The following is an 18,541-nucleotide window of genomic DNA, read 5'->3' as shown; positions in this document are numbered from 1 at the left end:
TCTCGCTCAGATCGCGCGGCACTGGAAACTGCCGCGCGCCTGATACACCGGCCGCTCGAACGCATCGGTGATCACCAGCCCGCCGTCGAATCGTGCCGCATCGCTCGCCGGCACCGGACCATCCGCCTTGACCACCAGCGCATATTCCTTGCCCGTATAACGCGACCAGCTCCCCAGCGGCATGTTGGCGCTTCCGGCGTCCGAGGCCAGCGCGACGATCTTGTCTGCCAGCTTGATGTACGCGCGATCGCCCTGCGCCAGCAGCACCGCGCCCATCCCCCCGCCATCGGCCACAAACGCGCAGCCCGTCCCGTGCAGCTTGTTCGTGGTGATATCGGGATACAGGATCACCTGTGGCGTTATAGGCTGCACCGGCGGCCTGACATCCTGCGCGGCATTGACCGCTGCAATGGCCTGCTCGTCGGTCTGCTCGCTGTCCTTGCACCCCGCGAGCAGCGCCACCCCGATCAAGACCACCGCGAACCGCATTACTTTCTCCCGAACAGCTTCTCGATATCGCCATGCGCCAGCTTGACCCACGTCGGCCTGCCATGATTGCACTGGCCCGAGCGCGGCGTCACTTCCATCTCGCGCAGCAAGGCGTTCATTTCCACGACCGACAACGTCCGGCCCGCCCGCACCGACCCATGACACGCCATCGTCGCCAGGATCAGGTCGAGCTTCTCGCCCAGCAACAGCGCATCGCCAGTCTGCGCCAGATCGTCGGCCACGTCGCGCACCAATTGTATCGGATCCCCCTTGCCCAGCGCCGCCGGTATCGCGCGCACCAGCACCGCGCCCGGCCCGAACCGCTCCAGCACCAACCCAAACTCTGCCAGCTTGTCCGCTGCCTCCTGGAGCCGATCGCAGGCGACCTCCTCCAGGTCCACGACTTCGGGCAACAGCAGCGCCTGCGACGCAGACGCGCCCTGCCCCGCGCCCGCCGCCCGCAACCGCTCCAGCACCAACCGCTCATGCGCCGCGTGCTGGTCGACGATCACCAACCCATCCTCGGCCTCGGCGACAATATAGGTGTTCGCCACCTGCCCCCGCGCCACGCCCAGCGGATGCTGCGCCGACGCAGCGACAGGCTCGGACGCAACCTCGGCGCGCCCGGCCAGCGGTGCCATGACGGCCTGCTCATACCCCCGCCAGGCCTGCCCCGCATCACTCACCCGCGCTTCGGGCCGCCACTGCTGCGCGAAGATATTGCCCTGAGGCGAAGGCGCCACCGGCTCAGCCTGCCATGCCGCCATCGCGCTTGCCGAAGGCGCCTGCGCCGAACGCCGGTCCCCGCTCGACAGCGCATGCCGCAGCCCCGACACCACCAACCCGCGCACCAGTTGCGGATCGCGGAAGCGCACCTCGGTCTTGGCCGGATGCACGTTCACATCGACCTCAGACCCCGGCACCTGCAGGAACAACGCCAGCACCGCATGACGGTCGCGCGCCAGCATGTCGGCATAGGCCCCGCGCACCGCGCCGATCAGCAAACGGTCCTTCACCGGCCGCCCGTTGACGAACAGGTACTGGTGATCGGCTACCCCGCGGTTGTAAGTCGGCAAGCCCGCCACCCCGGTCAGGTGGTACTCACCACGCACCAGATCGACCGCGACTGAATTGCCCGCCAGTTCGCGCGCCACAAGCTGCGCCACCCGCGTGGCCAGCGTATCATCCGGCTGCACCTGCAGCGCGCGTCGGCCATCATGCTCGAGCGTGAAGCCGATATCCGGCCGCGCCATCGCCAGCCTGCGCACCACATCCAGCGACGCCGCCCATTCCGACCGCGCACTGCGCAGGAATTTGCGCCGCGCCGGGATCTTCTCGAACAACTGTTCAACCCGCACCCGCGTGCCGGGAGGTAGCGCCGCTGGCCCTTCGGACACGAGCGCCCCGTTGTCGATCACCCGCCGCCAGCCATCCGCGCTGCCTTGCGGGCGGCTCTCGATCGTTACCCGCGCCACCGAAGCGATCGACGGCAAGGCCTCGCCCCGGAACCCGAGCGTTTCCACCTCCTCGATCGCCTCATCCGGCAGCTTGGATGTCGCATGCCGCGCCAGCGCCAGTTCGATCTCGGCAGGGTCCATGCCGCAACCGTCGTCCGACACCTCGATCAGCGCCAGCCCGCCCTCCGACAGCCGCACGTGGATTTGTCCAGACCCCGCATCGATGGCGTTCTCGACCAGTTCCTTGAGCGCGCTGGCAGGGCGTTCGACCACCTCGCCAGCGGCGATCCGGTTGATCAGCGTTTCGGGAAGACGGCGGATGACTCGCATGGCCCGGCCAAGCCTAGCGGCGAACCTGCCGAAATTCGAGACGGGCGGAAAACTTATCCTGTGTTAGAGGAACTAGCCTATGGGTTTTGCGCGATACCCCTGCTAATGAGCCGCCTTCCCGGGCGCTCATACTGGCGGGGGTCTGGCGCGTGCCCGCGTGCCATACCGCAGATAATTTTACGGATTTCCTGATGGCATCGATCTTTTCCCGATTCTTCAAATTTGGCACGCAGAACATCGCGATCGACCTCGGCACGGCCAATACCCTGGTCTACGTGCAGGATCGGGGCATCGTCCTCAACGAACCATCGGTCGTCGCCATCGAAACGATCAACGGGATCAAGCGGGTCAAGGCCGTTGGCGACGACGCCAAGATGATGATGGGCAAGACCCCTGACAACATCGAAGCCATCCGCCCCTTGCGCGACGGTGTGATCGCCGACATCGAAGTCGCCGAGGAAATGATCAAGCATTTCATCCGCAAGGTTCACGGCTCGAAAAGCCTGCTGCGCTATCCCGAAATCGTGATCTGCGTGCCCTCGGGCGCGACTTCGGTCGAAAAGCGCGCCATCCGCGATGCCGCTAGCAACGCGGGCGCCAGCCAGGTCTATCTGATCCTCGAACCGATGGCCGCAGCAATCGGCGCCAACATGCCGGTGACCGAACCGGTCGGCTCGATGGTCGTCGATATCGGCGGCGGCACTACCGAAGTTGCCGTGCTTTCGCTGCGCGGTCTTGCCTATACCACCTCGGTCCGCGTCGGCGGTGACAAGATGGACGAAGCGATCGTTTCGTACGTACGCCGCCATCACAACCTGCTGATCGGCGAAGGCACTGCAGAACGCATCAAGAAGGACTACGGCATCGCCATGGTCCCGGCTGACGGCGTGGGCGAAATGATCGCGATCAAGGGCCGCGACCTCGTCAACGGCGTGCCCAAGGAAATCACGATCACCCAGGCCAACGTGGCAGAGGCTCTTTCCGAACCCATCGGTGCCATCGTCGAAGGCGTGCGCATCGCGCTTGAAAACACTGCCCCTGAACTTGCAGCAGACATCGTCGATCAAGGCATCGTGCTCACCGGCGGCGGCGCGCTGATCCGTGGTCTGGATGAACATTTGCGCGAAGAAACCGGCCTGCCGGTCGTCGTCGCCGAAGATCCGCTGTCGTGTGTCGCGCTGGGCACGGGCCGCGCCATGGAAGATCCGATCTATCGTGGCGTTCTGACCACCGCCTGATCGCATTAGAGCATAATGGTTGCAGAGCGGCTTCTGGACGGGGCTGATTGAAGGGGTGAACGGATGGCGCGGTCGCAGGACCGGCGCCCGGGCAATTCGCGCAGGGCGCAATACGGTGTGTTCACTGGCTACGTGATCGCCATTATCGGCGTCGTGGCCGGGATCGCTGTGGTCGCCGTTTCGCTGATCAACCCGGATGCGTTTTCCTTTGCCCGGTCGTCCGCTTCCGAAGTGGCCCGGCCGATGGGGCAGGCAGGCGCGAAAGGCCGCGCCACCAGCCAAGGCGTCATCGCCGCCGTCGGTGCCTATTTCAACGCAGGCCGCCAGAACGCGGCGCTTACCCGCGAAGTCGAGGCCGCGCGCGCGAACGCCGTGACCATGCAGTCGCTGCAGGACGAAAACCGCCGATTGAAGGCGCTCCTCGGCATCGTCGATACCGCCAACCGCCCGGTCGCGACTGCGCACCTGATCGGCTCGACCGCAGCCAGCACCCGCCGCTTTGCGGTGATCGATGTCGGCAGCCGCCTCGGCGTGCAAGCGGGCCAACCGGTCCGCGCCGCGGCCGGCCTGATCGGTCGCGTGATCGAGGCCGGTCCCAACACCGCGCGTGTCCTGCTGATCACCGATCCCGAAAACGTGGTGCCGGTCCGCCGCGTCCGCGATGGCCTTGCCGCTTTTGTGCAAGGCGCATCGAACGGGCGCATCGACATCCGCCTGATCAACATGGGCGTGAACCCGGTGAAAAAGGGCGATGTCTTCGTCACGTCCGGATCGGGCGGGCTGTACCCTCCCGGCATTCCGGTCGCCGTGGCAACCGAGCCGCACCGTGACGGGGCAATCGGCCATCTCGCCGCCGATCCCGCCGACAACGAATTCGTGGTGGTCCAACCGGCCTATCGCCAGCAAGCGCTGATGCAGCTCGAACAGATCGAGAAGGACGGTGTAAAAAGCACCTCCGAAACACCGTGACGTGGTACGACCTGCGTAAATCGACGAGTGACATCACGCGAAACCGCATCAACCGCGCGCCGCTCCCGTTGCTCGCAACCGGCCTGCCGTGGCTGACGATCATGCTCGCGTCGATGGCGAACTTCTCCCCGATCATCGCCTCTGCGCCGATCCTGCCGCCGATCGCCTACATGATGCTGCTTGCGTGGCGCATGTTGCGGCCCGGCATGCTGCCGGTCTGGGCAGGACTTCCGCTTGGCCTGTTCGACGATCTCTACTCAGGCCAGCCGTTCGGCTCGGGCATCCTGCTATGGTCGGCGACCTTGCTGGCGATGGAAGTCGTCGACGAACAGTTCCGCTGGCGGGGTTTCGTCGGGGACTGGGCGGTCGCGGGTTCGCTTACGACCGCCTACCTGTTCCTGTGCTCGACCCTCGCCACCCTCGCCACCGGCTATCTCCTGCCCTTGGTGATCGCCCCACAGGTGCTGGTATCGCTCGTGCTCTATCCGGTGATGACAGGCATCGTCGCGCTGCTCGATCGCATCCGCCTGATTCCGTTGAAACGGCTGTGAGGATGAACTCCAAGCTGCCGATCACGTCGGCCATCCTGACGCACCGCTTCGAGCGGCGCTCGTTCGTGATGGGCGCGCTGCAAGGCGGCGTCGGCGTGCTGCTGGCCACGCGCCTCGGCTACCTCGCCGTCGCGCAGAACGAGAAGTATCAGGCCGAATCCGAAAGCAACCGCGTCAACCTGACGCTGATCCCCCCGCGCCGGGGCTGGGTCATCGACCGCTTCGGCAAAGCGCTCGCCGCCAACCGCGCCGACTTCCGCGTCGATCTCATCCCCGACCGGGTCGAGGATGCCGACGAGACGATGAAGACGCTGGCGGAGCTGCTCGCGCTGCCGCCAGACCGCGTGCGAGACATCCGCGACAGGCTCGACAAGGCACGCGGTTTCCAGCCCGTTGAGGTCGCGTCGAGCCTCGACTGGGACAAGTTCGCCGCGGTCAGCGTGCGCCTGCCCGAACTGCCCGGGGTCATCCCGCAGCGTGGCTATTCGCGGTTCTATCCTACTGGCGCGGCGGTCGGCCACCTCGTCGGCTATGTCGGCGCAGCCTCGGCTGAGGACTACGAGAAGGAGCGCAACCCGCTGCTGATCACGCCGGGTTTCAAGATCGGCAAGGACGGCCTCGAAAAGCAGTTCGAAGTGCGCCTGCGCGGCGTCCCCGGAGCAAGGCGCGTGGAAGCCACCGCCTCGGGCCGCATCGTTCGCGATCTCGGCACGCGTGAGGACGTGCCGGGCAAGCCGATCCAGCTCACCATCAACGCCGGCCTGCAGGATTACGCCGCGCGCCGCGTCGGTCTCGAATCCGGCTCGGTCGTGGTCATGGACTGCGACACCGGTGACGTTCTCGCGATGGTCTCGATGCCCAGCTTCGATCCCAACAGCTTTTCCGACGGCATCGGGCGCATCGAATGGAAGATGCTGTCCGAAGACGATCACGTGCCCTTGCGCAACAAGGTCCTGCGCGGGCTCTATCCGCCCGGCTCCACGGTCAAGCCGATGGTCGCGATGTCGTTCCTCGAAGCGGGGCTCGATCCCCACGCCACGGTCAACTGCAGCGGCGGTCTGCGCGTCGGCAACCGCGTGTTCCACTGCTGGCAGCGGCGCGGACATGGCACGGTCGATATGGCCAAGGGCATCTACCAGTCCTGCGACGTCTACTTTTATCACTTCGCCCAGCAGCTCGGCATGGACGTCATTGCCAAGATGGCCAGGCGGCTCGGGCTCGGGCAGGAATTCCCGATGCCTTATCCGGGGCAGTCCTACGGCACCGTCCCGGACCCTGCCTGGAAGATGCGCAAGTACAAGAAGGAATGGGCGCTCTACGATACGGTCAACGCCACGATCGGACAGGGCTACATGCTCGTCAATCCGCTCCAGCAAGCCGTGATGGCCTCGCGCATCGCCTCGGGCCGTGAAGTCATGCCGCAGCTGCTGCTCAACCGGAACGCCCCGCCGCCCAAGTCGATGGGCTTCCGTCAGGATCACCTCGATTACATCCACGCTGCGATGAGCGAAGTCGTCAACGGACGCGGCACCGCCGGGCGCGCGCGCATCCCGGTCGATAATGTGCTGATGGCGGGCAAGACCGGTACGGCGCAAGTCGTCGGGCTAAACATCGCCAACGGCAAGAGCGGCGCGTGGAAGTATCGCGACCACGGCCACTTCATCTGCTTTGCCCCGTTCGACAAGCCAAAGTACGCCTGCGCCGTCGCGATCGAGCACGGCGGTGGCTCGGGCGCGGCCTATCCCATCGCCCGCGACGTGATGACCTACCTCTTCGCGCCCGACAAGGCGGTGGCGGTGCTCGACGAGTTCGAAAAGCAGTGGGGCGGAAATGTCCAACAGCGCATGGCGAACAGCTACAATTCCTTCGCTGCCAGGTTTGGTGGCAGCGCGCCGAAGCCGGTGCCCGACGACGAAGACCTGACCGAACGGGTCGAAGCCGGGCGCAAGCCCGACCTCGCGCCGACCGACGCCCAGACCGATGCTGCTGCACCCCGTGCTGAGCCCGATCCGCCCTTCATCTCGGTACCATCTCCCCCCTCTCCCCCCCTTAATCCCCCCCTGTCTCAAGGCGGAGGTCAATAATGCCTCAAGCCTATGTTCCAGCAGCGATTTCTCGCCAGCCGTGGAGCGTTTTGCTGCCACTGATTGCGCTCGTCGCCTTCGGCGCAGCGGTGCTCTATTCGGCCGCAGGCGGCCGCTTCGGGATCTGGTCGGCGACCCATCTGATGCGCTTCGCGGTCTTCCTCGTGATGGCCATGGTGCTCGCCCGCGTCCCGCAGACCTTGTTCCGGCGCATGGCGATTCCGGTCTATGTTGCGTTGTGCCTGCTGCTGGTTCTCGTTGAATTGATTGGCGGAATCGGCGGAGGCAGCCAGCGCTGGCTGAACCTTGGCTTCATGACGCTCCAGCCCTCCGAACTGATGAAGCCCGGCATCGTGCTGGTACTGGCCTGGTTCTACAGCGTGTTACCCGTAGGCGAAGTGCAAGGCTGGCGCTCGGTCGCCCCGGCCGCAATCCTGCTCGGCATCCCCGCCGGCCTCGTCATGCTCCAGCCCGATCTTGGCACCGGACTTGCCATAACCTTCGGAGCAATCGTGGTAATGTTCCTGGCGGGCCTGCCGCTGAAGTGGTTTCTGAGCGCTGGCGCAGCCGCCCTGATCGTCGCCCCCCTTGCCTTCTTCACGCTCCTCCACGACTACCAGCGTAAACGGGTACTCGTTTTCCTCGACCCCGAAAGTGATCCACTGGGGTCGGGATATCACATCACCCAGTCCAAGATCGCGATCGGATCAGGGGGCTTCTTCGGCAAAGGCTTCGGCAACGGATCGCAGAGCCACCTCAATTATCTGCCTGAATCGCATACCGATTTCGTGTTTGCGACGATGGCCGAGGAGTGGGGTATGCTCGGCGGCCTGTTCGTCTTGCTGGTGTTCGGACTGATCTTCCGTTGGGGTCTCAAGGTCGCCAACAACGCACCCGACCGCTTCTCACGCCTGCTCGCCGCCGGCATGACGATGACCATCTTTTTCTACATGTGCATCAACCTGATGATGGTCATGGGCCTGGCGCCGGTCGTCGGCATTCCGCTGCCCTGGATGAGCCACGGCGGCTCCTCGATGATGACCAACATGATCTGCGTGGGCACAATCATGGCCGTCGAACGCTGGAGCCGCGCTGGCCCCCGCGGCCTGTCCTGATCGCCCCCTATCCGAATGGGCAAATTGGGGCTTGGCAGACGTCAGAAAATCGCTATTGGGGCGGCTCCCGGGACGGGAATGCCCTTGTGGCAATGGACGCATAGCTCAGTTGGTAGAGCAGCTGACTCTTAATCAGCGGGTCCTAGGTTCGAGCCCTAGTGCGTCCACCACTTTTTCCCATATTCTCAAATATTTGAACCGCTCGATCAGTCAAGCGGATGCTGACGTCTGCATGCTAGGTAGCTCTCTAGGTAGCAGCACGCGAATTCACCATCGAGCATGGTCAAGCGCTACGATCGAGCCCTCCAAGAGCCGCATTGCGGGCGGGCGTGAGGTATCAGCGCTAGAGCGAGTCCTCGCCACACTCGCCGACCATTGCGACGGCTAATCCCACTCTGCTCTAAATCAGCATGGCACCTTTGAAAGGCCGCCACGAGACTCTGGCTTTGCGGGGATGTAAGGACCGCCAGGGGCAACCTAGCGCCGATCCAGATCACCCGTCCTACGATGTCGACGCCCGCGCGTTGGATGACATGCCAGCCAGGACATGCAAAGTGGACGATGAGAATGGTTAGACTGAGTAGCCCCTAGATTTCTGGACGCCTTCGATCCTAATTTTGAGGACAGGAGGCGACGATGGGGAAGCCCAATTTCAGTGATGAGTTCAAGCGTGACGCGGTGGCCCAGATCGTCGAACGCGGGTATCCAGTGGCGGAGGTTTCGCAGCGGCTCGGCGTCAGCCCGCACTCGCTGTATGCCTGGAAGCGTCAGCTTGCGAAGGTGGTGTCCGGCGATGCCAGCAAGGATGCCGAGATCCGCCAGTTGAAGCGCGAGCTAGCCCGGGTGACCGAGGAGCGCGACATCCTAAAAAAAGCCACTGCGTATTTCGCCAGGGATGCAAAGTGAGATACGCGTTCGTTGCCGAGCATCGTGACCAGTTCAGGGTTCGGTCGATGTGTCGGTGCCTGCGCATCCAGCCCAGTGGCTTCTATGCTTGGCAGAAGAGCCCGCTGAGCCAGCGAGCTCGGGAAGACGCTCGGCAGACGGAGTTGCTGTGGCAAGCCTGGAACGACAGGGGCAAGGTCTATGGCTACCGCAAACTGCACGATGATCTACTCGATCAGGGAGAGACATCCTGCCCGAACCGTATCGCCCGTCTGACCAGACTGGCGGGTATCAAGGCGCAGATCGGCTACAAGCGCCGACCGGGCAGCTATGGCGGCAAGCCATCGCTGGCGGTCGACAACACTCTGGATCGCCAGTTCGACGTGGCTGCGCCCGATCGAGCCTGGGTAACGGACATCACCTACATCCGCACCCTGGAAGGCTTTGCCTATCTGGCTGTCGTGATCGACCTCTATTCCCGCCGGGTGGTGGGTTGGTCGATGCAAAGCAGGCAGATCACCGACGTGGTGCTGCAGGCGTTGCACATGGCGGTATGGCGGCGCAAACCAAAGCAGCGGGTGTTGATCCATTCGGACCAGGGCTCGCAGTTCACCAGCATGGATTGGGCTGCGTTCATCCGGGCGCATAATCTTGAGCACTCAATGAGCCGACGCGGCAACTGCCATGACAATGCCGTGGCCGAGAGCTTCTTCTCCTCGCTCAAGCGCGAGCGCATCCGGCGTCGGACCTACAAAACCCGCGAGGAAGCCCGCCAGGACGTGTTCGATTACGTCGAGATGTTCTACAACCCGGTGCGCAAGCAGGTCAGGAACGAGATGCTGTCACCCGTCGAGTTCGAACGGCAGCAGATTTTGAAAGCGGAAGGCGTCTAGAAAACTAGGGGCTACTCATCTCGCTGGACCGCGCGCAGAACCGGAAATTGCAAGGCGAAGCCTGACATCTGTCCCGCCAATGCTGCGCTAAAGGCGCTTGTCGGGATGCTATACGTGCACCACATCGACGATTCGCAAGAGCCGCTGCTTGCCAGCGCGGTCCGGCCACATGATCGATTGCCCGGTTCGCAAACCGAGCAGACCAGCTCCCACCAGCGACAGGATCGAAATGCGTTCCGCTTCGATGTCGGCAGCTTGAGGATAGACAAGTTGCAGCGTGCGCTCGACGCCACTCGCCTCGTCAACAAATTTTACCGTCGATTGCATGGCCACCACATCCCCCGGTAGACGGGAATCCGGCACAACCTTGGCGCGGTTGATCTCGGCGAGGAGCAGTTCAGTTACCAGGGGCAGCCGTTCTTCGGCCTCGATGGCAAGATTTCCGATCCGTTCAGCATCGGTTTCACGAATCTGGATCGGTGGCCGTGCCCTGGCCTTGCGATGGGTGGTTATGGTGTTTTCTCCGTCAGCGCCAGTCATGCAGGCGCGGTGCGCTGGAAAGGCGCAATGTAAAGGCTGATGGTCGGTTTTGCCCCGGACTGCGCCGGACGTGGCTCTCGCTATCCGGGGCTATTGGCCCACGAGAAGGGAACTCACATGGCAGCGCTGACGCTGACGTGTGGCAATCCGGAACATGGCACGATGATGGCCGCAAGCGATCCTCAAGTCAAACCAGGTGTCACGCCCCGATCAGTGCAGGAGCGCCTTTTGCAGGCCATTTGCCACGCAATACGCGTTGTTCGGAGCAAGGGCGATATGCAGCCCGGTGGCCTGGGCCAATGCCGGCCGGACAAGATTGATGGCTGCACTGCCGCCGGTCAGGACAATGCCGTCATCGTGGATATCACGGCTCAGTTCGGGCGATATCTGGCCCAGCAGGTTCACAACCATCCTGGTGATACCGGCAACATGCTTTTCGACCACGGGGAGCAGATCACCTATTGGCAGTTCCAGGGCTGCGGGTAATCCGTTCACGAGGTCGCGTCCCTTGAACCGGGTCCGGGCGGCGGGGTCCGCCTGATCCTGAAGCATCCTGACGATGTCGCGTTTCGCATTTTCGGCGGTGTTCATGCCGATGAGAAACTTGTGCTGAAAATGGATATGATCGGCAATCGCGGTATCAAGAGCATCGCCTCCGCCGCGAAGGGATGCAGTCGCGCAGATTCCGCCCAGTGACAGGACGGCCGCCTCCGTCGTACCGGCACCGCATTCCACGATCATGGAGCCACGGGGATGATCGACCTGGAGGTCTGCCCCCCACGCGGCCGCCAAGGGTTCCGTCAAAAGTTCGATCGCCCCCAGGCCCGCATCGTTTGCCGCGGTGAGCAACGCGCTGCGCTCTGCGCTGGTTGCATCGGCTGGCACTCCGATGATTGCGCGAAAGGAGCGGAGCCTGCGCTGGCCGACACTCGATCGCACGGCATAGGCCAGATAGTCGCGGGCCGCCGCGATATCGCAAAGCACTCCGCGATGCAGGGGGCGCACGATGCGCAGTTCTCCGGTTGCACGCTCCTGCATGGGGCCGACGGCAACTCCGGCAGTGACCAGTTCACCGGCATCGACGCGCCCCGCGAAGCAGCAGAGCGACGGCTCATCGAACAGGACACCGCCATCAACCGACATCACCCGCGTATTGGCCGTGCCAAAATCAATCGCGAAATCGGCCTTGCCGGCGCCGTGAAACAGTCTTCTCATCTCGGCGCGATAGCAGTTGTTCAAGGGGAAGTCTTCCGAGAGCTTACAACTCCCGTTGCGGTCTCAGTGAACTGATGGGGTGGATGCCCCCTTCGACGGCATCGTAAGATGTCAGACCAGCGCGATGTTGCGCTGTAGAGGGAGGAGCACATGACCGACGTCCACATTGTCGCGATCGAACTTGCGAAGCGCAGCTTCCAATCGCGTTAAAACGCTGCTGAGAGTGTTTACCCCCCGTTCCGGGGGTAGGCAGCGATCAACGGATGGCGGACTACACAGGAGCGACCCAGCCTCCAAGATGCTTCAGTACTGGAGTCTCTTGAAGGTAACTTCGGCGGTGTGACTCTGTCACACCGCCAATTTTTCGATCTTGGCTGATGCGCAAATCGGGGGCAGCGGGACTTCCTTTTCTAAACTCGTCGCTCGAACCGCCGTTGAGTCCAGCAAGGATCATGACGTGATGGCGTGGACGGCATGCCCGACGCGATCGACTGTTACCGGTCAAGCATAAGGTCCGGCGCGCTGCCAATAGGTCATGACCACCTTTTCGCCATGAACAACGGGCAGTCCGGCATGAAGGCTGGCCGGATCTCGTCGGCCCGTACCATCGACGTTGCGAAAAATCACGGCGGATCCCGGCTGTGGGCACACGGTAAGCCCGCAAGCGGGAAAAGCGGTGCCTCCGCCCGCTTCGGGACTTTGCAGATAGACGAGAACCGTATTCACTCGCTGCCCGCCACGCGCCGTATGAACTGCACCTCCTGCGCCATCAGGAAAGGAATCGAAATGCGGCCGGTATTCCTGTCCCTTGCGATAACGCAGGATCTGCAGGCCCTCTCCATTGGCGATCGGCCAGTCGGTAAGCGCGGCCAGGCGGCGCTCCAGCCGGTCGATTAGCCCGGTTTCGGCGCGGGCCAACATCACACCGGCACTCGACCTCTCGGGATGCGGCACATTCTGCCCGCTCAGTTCGTCCACCACGGTGGAGGGGTGCAAACCCCGATCGTGGGCATAAGCGAGCAATTCGGCGCACTCGGCAGGTGACAGGACGCTTTCGCACATGGCCACGGCAGGGCTGGCCAAGCGCATGATCACCTTGATGTCTCGTCCGTCACACGTCGCCATTCCCATGTCAGGAACAACCGGAAGGGCGATGGCCTGCGCGGTCAGGCCCGGAAACACCTGCCCGATTCCCGATGCAAGGGCCGCCCGTGCATCCGCCTCGTTCCACCCGGCGGCGATCATGCGGCCTTGCATGTCCGCCGGGTCACAGCCTGCGGAAAGATTGCTGGCGATCCATTCCTGCCAGCTCGGCTCTGCTCCTTGCATCCCGTCCCTTTCGACCCAACTGGTTCCTGCGCACCGAGCCTTGGGCTCCCGCGCAGGAACCCCTGGTTCAGAACCCGAAATGGAGCGAGGCGCTAACCGAGAACGGGTTACCTCCCGCGTTGCCCACGGCCTTGTGCGCCGAGAGGGAGAGCACGCCGTTGCGCCCTATCCGCTGATCGATGTCCGCCCCCAGGCGGGCATGGTCGCGGTCTACCGCATAGAGACCGCCCGCACCGCCCATGCCGGTGCCGATGATCTGGAACGAGGGACCAGCATCGAACCGGTCGAAGCGGTGGATGTACTCCCCGCGCAAGCGCAGCGTGGTCGGCTCGGCCAGGGCGAAGCGACCGGTCAGGCCCAGGCGCCCTTCCGAAGCCTCGTCAACCGAGCGGCTGACAGTGACCGGGAAGCCCCCGCCAGTCTCGGTATAGCCATCGACCGTTACCCGGCTCCAGGTATAGCTGATGGTTGGGGTCAGCCCGAAGCGCTCGCTTCCGATCGCGTCAAACCAGTCCAGCCGGGCGCGCAGCGCGACCCCCTGGGCATCGGTCGAACCGGTGCTGGTGTCGGTGCTGGCACCATTGAGGTAGTTGCGGCGCAGCTTGACGTTCCAGTCACCATAGATCGCCGTTGCGCTCAGCACCGCCCCGCTCTGGCCCAGGCGCAGGTCAGCCTCGGCCACGCCGTGCCAGCCTTCCAGCTTCTGCTTGCCGCCAAGGGTGAGGTCAGCATCCGAGCGATCATAGCCGATGCCTGCCCCCAGCCGCAGCGGGCCCGCATCGACGCAGGCACCGGCTTCGGCCAGCACGGAATCCCCGTCGCTGCGGCCATCGCGGCGATAGTCCAGCACGGTCCACGCACAGCCGCGGCCCGGCTGCACATAGTCGGTGAGGACGCGGTGATGTGCACCCCACATCATCAGCCCCAGGCCGCCTTGCAAGGTCCGGCCTGGTGCGGCCTGCAGAACCGTGGGGCTGAAGTCGTCGAGGCCGATAATGCCGGTACCGGGTGTGGGAGTAGGGGCAGGTGCTGGCGCCGGAGTGGGTGTCGGCGTCGGAGTAGGTGTCGGCGCCGGAGTGGGTGTCGGCGTCGGCGTCGGCGTCGGCGTCGGAGTAGGTGCGGCCCCAGCTACACGGGCAATATAACCCTGCTTGTGGCCGTTAATGATGCCATAGCCTACGACGACATTGCCATCGTCGCTAACGCCCAGGGCGTTCTGGTACTGGTTCGTGCCGTTGGTCACGCCGTTGGCGGCCAGCCATGCCGCAACCGTTTGCACGTTGGCGCCAGTCCAGCGCACGGCGTGGGATTCGTTGATCACCATCGTGCCGATAGGCTGTCCGGGAACAAGGGCTTCACCGACGATGACGCTGCCGTCGGCATTCACTGCGGAGGCAACGGATGCGACCTGATTGGTTAGCTTTGGCAAGGCGACCATGCCGCCCGCCTGGGTCCACTTGATGGCGATCTGGTTGTCGTTCTTGAACAGGTCGTTGCCCATGACGCCGCCCTGCTGCGAATAGCCGACGATTGTTCCGCCATCGGCCGAAATGTCGTTCGCCCAACTGCTCGCGCCGGCGGCGGAATGGCTGGCAAGAACGCCCAGTTCGACAAAGCCGGTGGCGCGGGTCCACCGCAGCGCCTGGACGTTTGGCCCGACGATGGTTCCATTTGCGCCCCACTGCTGGCCGCGCCCGCCGATAGCGGCGATGACCGAGCCATCCCGTGAGATGCCGGTAATTTCGGCGTTGAAGGTCACGCCATTCTGCACTGGACTGGTCGTGCCGACCTGAAGCAGCTGCTCTGGAGCGGCGGTGCCCGTCCACAGGATCGGGATGTTGAAGCCCGATATACTGGCCAGACCGCCGATCATATTGCCGTCACCGCTGACGGCGACTGCCTTGTAATTTCCAGCGCCGGTAGGTTGTGCCAGGATCGTGGGCGTGCCGTTCAGCCATTTTACGCCCACCATGCCGGTGAAATCCGTGCGTGCGGTCGGCTTGGCCTCGCCGACGATCACTGAGGCATCATCGGATATGCCATAGCCAACGTAGTGAAGGTAGCCGGTCGGCGCTGCGAGTTTCGTCGCGCCGGTCGGGGTGAATACCCAGGCTTCGAGAACAGACTTGTTGCCGACCACCTTGTTGTGAAAGCCGATGACCGACGTACCGTCGCCGGAGATGTCCACGAAATCGACGGAATTGCCGTCGGAGTTCGACCCGTTCTCGGCTCCGTCTGGGCTTCCGGGGATCTGCTCCGAGCCGGTGACTTGTCCGAACGCAGGTGCAGGCAATCCCGCCAGCAGGGCAACAGAACCTAGCGCGCCCACAATGGCGGTCGTGGTCTTCAATACAGCGTTGGTCGCAAACGTGCCGGTCATCTCTGAAACTGTCCCCGTTAAACGCCCGCGCGCGCAGTACCGCGAGCCGATCCCCGCCTAACTGGTCTTCGGGACATCATGCACCCCCTGTTCAGGGGGCTAACGCGGCGGAGACAATTCCTTGAAAATACATGACGCCTGCGATCTTCGAGGCAGTCACTTCCCTTCTTTTCCGCCATAGGACAAACCAAGCTGCGCGGCATGCCACGACGCTTCGGCCCGGCTGGAAATCCCCAGTTTGCGGTAGATCGCCTTGATATAGCCCGAGACCGTATTCTCACTGAGCATGAGCTGCGCGGCGACTTCGGCATTGCGCATGCCGCGTCCGATCAGGGTGAGCACTTCCAGCTCGCGCGCTGTCAGGTTGCCGGTTTCGCCTGCTGCCGGCCCGGTCCGCCGGAAATGCTCCATGATCCGCCGGGCAATCGAGGGCGACAGCGCCGGCACCCCTTCCTTGATCTGCTGCAACTGGCGGATGATCCCTTCGCGCATCTGCTCCTTCAACAGGTAGCCCGAGGCGCCAGCCGAAAGCGCGCCGACGATCGAGCTGTCATCGGCCATCGCGGTGGTGACGACGCAGATCGTATCGGGAGAATTTACTCGTAACTGGCGCAGCACATCCAGCCCCGATCCGTCGGGCAGGCGCAGGTCGATCAAGGCAAGGTCAAACACGTGCCGGTCCATTGCGGCCAGCGCATCGCGCACGGTGGAGGCACCCGTCACCCCGCAACCCGGAAACGCCTCGGCCGCGATCTCGCCCAGCCACTGCAGCGTTTCCGATACATCTTCGAGGATCAGCACGGATTTCACGCCGCGACGCCTTCGCGCGGAAAGCGAACCTCGATCACCGTTCCGCGCATCCCCATGGCAGCGCCCCGCGAAACCGTCATCGTGCCGTGGAGCGCCGTGGCCCGTGAGCGCATGTTGCGCAGGCCGTTGCCCGCTGGCGCGGTTTCGGGATCGAAGCCGTTGCCGTCATCGGCAACCATCAGGACAAGGCCGCTCGCCACGTCACCCAGCCGTATGCCGACCGTGGTGGCCTCCGCATGGCGCAGGGCATTGCCCACGGCCTCGCGCAGGATCGAGCGCATGGCGGCTACCGCTTGCGGCGGAAGTTCGGCCTGGGTGTCCACCTGCCAGACCAGCCCAATACCGACCGATGACAGCAGGTCGGCGATCTCCACCCTGAGATCAGCCATCAGTTCGGCCAGGGTCAGCCGCTCGCCAGCGCTGTTGTTGATGATCTCGCGCAAGTCGGCGAGCGTGTCGCGGATCAGCTCGTCCTTGCGGACCGGGTCGCGGCTGTGCAGCGCGCCGAGCAGTTGCACCCCGATATTGTCGTGCATGTCGCTGGTGATGCGCTGGCGCTCTTCGGCCGCGCCTTGTTCGTGGGCGAAGCGGCTGGCGATGGCTTGGGACAGCATCGCACACAACTCGCTCGCCCTGGCCTGTTCGCGCGAACCGAACAGGCGCCGGCCGTGCATGGCATGTTCCAGGCGCAGCGGTGGCAGCGGTCCGGTAGCGGGGATCGCCAGGGCTGCGCCGTCTTCAATCACCGTAGATGCTTCAACCGCTTGACCGGCTACGATCTTCAGCGGCTGGAACACCCGATCGAGCAAGCCGCGCCAGCGGTCCATGCGCTCGACCTCGCCCTCTGCAAGCGCAATGGCGAGTATGTCCTGAAAACTTGCCTCGATCTCTCCGTCACGCCGGAACAGCTTGCGCGCGATGATGTCGCGCAGCGGCAGGTAAAGGAAGCCGACCATTACAAGCGCCAGCCCGAAAGCCGGCGCACGCTCAAGCGCGATCCACGAAATCAGCGCCGCGTCCACCGCGATCAGCAGTGCGGCGCCGGTCATGTAGAACAGGATGCGGAAGGCCCAGCGATCGAGATCGAACAGCCGGTAACGCGCGACCCCGATGGCCATGCCGATGTGGATCAGGAGGAAGAAGGCAAAGGCATAACCCTGCGGCAAGCCCGGCGTCAGCCCGACCAGGCTGGGCGCAATGACCGTGAAGACGAATGCCCCTGCCCCGACCGCAACCGACAGGCCAAACCAGCGCACTACCGCCCGCGCCGCCGGATCACCGCGCGAGCGCCAATATTGTCCCGCCGCTGCAAAAAAGATGCCGAGCATCTCCAGCATCGTTGGCAGGTGCGAACCGGCAGGGGGGCCATCGAACACCTGCAGGCTGTCACCCAGCCACCATGCCCCGAACAACGCGAACGGCGCCCATAGCCAACGGGCCGGAACCAGAGGCCTTGGATAACGCAGCAGCAGGGCAATCATCGCCGCGCCGAACAGCAGCGCGCCGCCGTGGTTCATCACCGAAAGGGCGCGGAACAGGTCGCCGTCGATGGCGAGTTCGCGGGTGCTGTAAAGCGCGGCAGGAAAGGTGAAAACAAGAATGCCAAGGCTCGCCAGGGCGAAAAGGCGGGCAGCCGTATCGCTGCGCCGCAGCGCCCAGACCCAGCCGCCGATGAGGAAACTTGCCAGTCCAACCAGCATCTGCACCCAGAAGGCGGCAGGAAGATCGCTGATGGGCCGCATTCGCGCCGGTGCAAGGGTCGTCTGCTGCGCGGGCCTGGCACCTGCCGTTTCGATCGAAACACTCCGGCCGCTCACCACCCCCTCAAGCATCGACTGTCGCGCAAAGAAGCGCCGCATTTCGGCATAGGTCGCCAGCGTGTCCGGCTCTTCGATCAGATCGCCAGCCTCGATCGCAACTCTTCTGCCGTCGCTCCCGCGGATGGCAGCGATCGGCCCGGAAACGATCGCAGAGCCATCAACGCCGGACGCAGGCGTCACATGGATGATACCGGAATCATCTGCGGTAAACGCGAGGGCCAGCCATGGCCGACTGATCGCCATTTGTATCAGGACAGCCCCGGCCAGAAGTCCGGCCAGAACCAGCCCGATCATTACAGTCGCCGGCGACAATCGCGATCTCATGAAACTTACCCGGCCCCGTATTACTGCCTAGCAAACAAGACTTAGCGATGCCGTGGATTCGCGCCACCCCCTGAACAGGGCATTCTCACAAGTCACAATCCCCTGAACCGGG

General features: G+C 63.9%; 14 protein-coding genes and 1 tRNA gene. 7 read left to right on the top strand and 8 right to left on the bottom strand.

The features are described 5' to 3' along the window. Positions 1-6 precede the first annotated feature (6 nt). Together GGQ88_RS11195 and mutL are read right to left on the bottom strand one after the other, a co-directional pair. Positions 7-489, bottom strand: a complete 483-nt coding sequence (locus GGQ88_RS11195) for a hypothetical protein (RefSeq protein ID WP_183613264.1) — start codon at positions 487-489, stop codon at positions 7-9. Further along, positions 489-2,276: a DNA mismatch repair endonuclease MutL gene (gene mutL, locus GGQ88_RS11190; protein WP_183613262.1), complete on the bottom strand. Its 1,788-nt coding sequence runs from the start codon at positions 2,274-2,276 to the stop codon at positions 489-491. The genes GGQ88_RS11195 and mutL overlap by 1 nt, the downstream gene beginning before the upstream one ends. 191 nt (positions 2,277-2,467) lie before the next feature. Between mutL and GGQ88_RS11185 the strand changes: the two genes are divergently transcribed. The 7 genes from GGQ88_RS11185 (at position 2,468) to GGQ88_RS11155 (ending at position 10,011) form a co-directional block, all read left to right on the top strand. Continuing rightward, complete coding sequence (locus GGQ88_RS11185) at positions 2,468-3,514, top strand: rod shape-determining protein (protein WP_183613260.1); 1,047 nt, start codon at positions 2,468-2,470, stop codon at positions 3,512-3,514. 63 nt (positions 3,515-3,577) lie between these two features. After that, complete coding sequence (mreC, locus tag GGQ88_RS11180; RefSeq protein ID WP_183613259.1) at positions 3,578-4,483, top strand: rod shape-determining protein MreC; 906 nt, start codon at positions 3,578-3,580, stop codon at positions 4,481-4,483. Next, the gene (locus GGQ88_RS11175; RefSeq protein WP_343057179.1) at positions 4,480-5,034 is read left to right on the top strand and encodes a rod shape-determining protein MreD; all 555 of its coding nucleotides are present in this window, start codon (positions 4,480-4,482) and stop codon (positions 5,032-5,034) included. Before mreC ends, GGQ88_RS11175 begins: the two co-directional genes overlap by 4 nt. 2 nt (positions 5,035-5,036) lie before the next feature. After that, on the top strand, positions 5,037-7,118 hold the full coding sequence (mrdA, locus tag GGQ88_RS11170) for a penicillin-binding protein 2 (RefSeq protein ID WP_183613258.1): 2,082 nt from the start codon (positions 5,037-5,039) through the stop codon (positions 7,116-7,118). Beyond that, on the top strand, positions 7,118-8,233 hold the full coding sequence (gene rodA, locus GGQ88_RS11165) for a rod shape-determining protein RodA (protein WP_183613257.1): 1,116 nt from the start codon (positions 7,118-7,120) through the stop codon (positions 8,231-8,233). The genes mrdA and rodA overlap by 1 nt, the downstream gene beginning before the upstream one ends. Before the next feature lie 94 nt (positions 8,234-8,327). Continuing rightward, positions 8,328-8,403 (top strand) — tRNA-Lys (locus tag GGQ88_RS11160). 466 nt (positions 8,404-8,869) lie between these two features. Next, a protein-coding gene (locus tag GGQ88_RS11155; protein WP_183613256.1) for an IS3 family transposase occupies positions 8,870-10,011 on the top strand; the annotation gives its coding sequence in 2 pieces (ribosomal slippage) (positions 8,870-9,113 and positions 9,113-10,011; 1,143 coding nt in all). A gap of 108 nt (positions 10,012-10,119) precedes the next feature. Here GGQ88_RS11155 and rnk read toward each other — a convergent pair. From rnk to GGQ88_RS11125, 6 genes are all read right to left on the bottom strand, one after another. Then, positions 10,120-10,551, bottom strand: a complete 432-nt coding sequence (rnk, locus tag GGQ88_RS11150; RefSeq protein ID WP_221214637.1) for a nucleoside diphosphate kinase regulator — start codon at positions 10,549-10,551, stop codon at positions 10,120-10,122. A gap of 210 nt (positions 10,552-10,761) precedes the next feature. Continuing rightward, positions 10,762-11,766, bottom strand: coding sequence for a rod shape-determining protein (locus GGQ88_RS11145; protein ID WP_183613255.1), 1,005 nt, complete (start codon positions 11,764-11,766; stop codon positions 10,762-10,764). 501 nt (positions 11,767-12,267) lie between these two features. Further along, on the bottom strand, positions 12,268-13,095 hold the full coding sequence (locus GGQ88_RS11140) for a 2OG-Fe(II) oxygenase (protein WP_183613253.1): 828 nt from the start codon (positions 13,093-13,095) through the stop codon (positions 12,268-12,270). Positions 13,096-13,162: 67 nt separating this feature from the next. Further along, positions 13,163-15,445: an autotransporter domain-containing protein gene (locus tag GGQ88_RS11135; RefSeq protein WP_183613251.1), complete on the bottom strand. Its 2,283-nt coding sequence runs from the start codon at positions 15,443-15,445 to the stop codon at positions 13,163-13,165. Between the two features lie 186 nt (positions 15,446-15,631). Further along, positions 15,632-16,285: a response regulator transcription factor gene (locus GGQ88_RS11130; protein WP_160772061.1), complete on the bottom strand. Its 654-nt coding sequence runs from the start codon at positions 16,283-16,285 to the stop codon at positions 15,632-15,634. Then, positions 16,282-18,429 carry a sensor histidine kinase gene (locus tag GGQ88_RS11125; protein ID WP_183613249.1) on the bottom strand — a complete coding sequence of 716 codons (2,148 nt, stop codon included), beginning with the start codon at positions 18,427-18,429 and terminating at the stop codon, positions 16,282-16,284. Before GGQ88_RS11125 ends, GGQ88_RS11130 begins: the two co-directional genes overlap by 4 nt. Positions 18,430-18,541 lie beyond the last annotated feature (112 nt).

It is taken from the genome of Novosphingobium hassiacum, assembly GCF_014196055.1.
Taxonomy (GTDB): Bacteria; Pseudomonadota; Alphaproteobacteria; order Sphingomonadales; family Sphingomonadaceae; genus Novosphingobium; species Novosphingobium hassiacum.
The sequence above is the reverse complement of the archived record's forward strand: the minus strand, read 5'-3'. Positions and strand labels throughout refer to the sequence as shown.

Bases quoted from the DNA above. Each gene is read 5' to 3' on its own strand.
- GGQ88_RS11145 (WP_183613255.1), bottom strand. From the start codon at position 11,766: ATGAGAAGACTGTTTCACGGCGCCGGCAAGGCCGATTTCGCGATTGAT.
- mutL (WP_183613262.1), bottom strand. From the start codon at position 2,276: ATGCGAGTCATCCGCCGTCTTCCCGAAACGCTGATCAACCGGATCGCC.
- GGQ88_RS11185 (WP_183613260.1), top strand. From the start codon at position 2,468: ATGGCATCGATCTTTTCCCGATTCTTCAAATTTGGCACGCAGAACATC.
- rnk (WP_221214637.1), bottom strand. From the start codon at position 10,551: ATGACTGGCGCTGACGGAGAAAACACCATAACCACCCATCGCAAGGCC.
- GGQ88_RS11140 (WP_183613253.1), bottom strand. From the start codon at position 13,095: ATGCAAGGAGCAGAGCCGAGCTGGCAGGAATGGATCGCCAGCAATCTT.
- GGQ88_RS11195 (WP_183613264.1), bottom strand. From the start codon at position 489: ATGCGGTTCGCGGTGGTCTTGATCGGGGTGGCGCTGCTCGCGGGGTGC.
- rodA (WP_183613257.1), top strand. From the start codon at position 7,118: ATGCCTCAAGCCTATGTTCCAGCAGCGATTTCTCGCCAGCCGTGGAGC.
- mreC (WP_183613259.1), top strand. From the start codon at position 3,578: ATGGCGCGGTCGCAGGACCGGCGCCCGGGCAATTCGCGCAGGGCGCAA.
- GGQ88_RS11125 (WP_183613249.1), bottom strand. From the start codon at position 18,429: ATGAGATCGCGATTGTCGCCGGCGACTGTAATGATCGGGCTGGTTCTG.
- mrdA (WP_183613258.1), top strand. From the start codon at position 5,037: ATGAACTCCAAGCTGCCGATCACGTCGGCCATCCTGACGCACCGCTTC.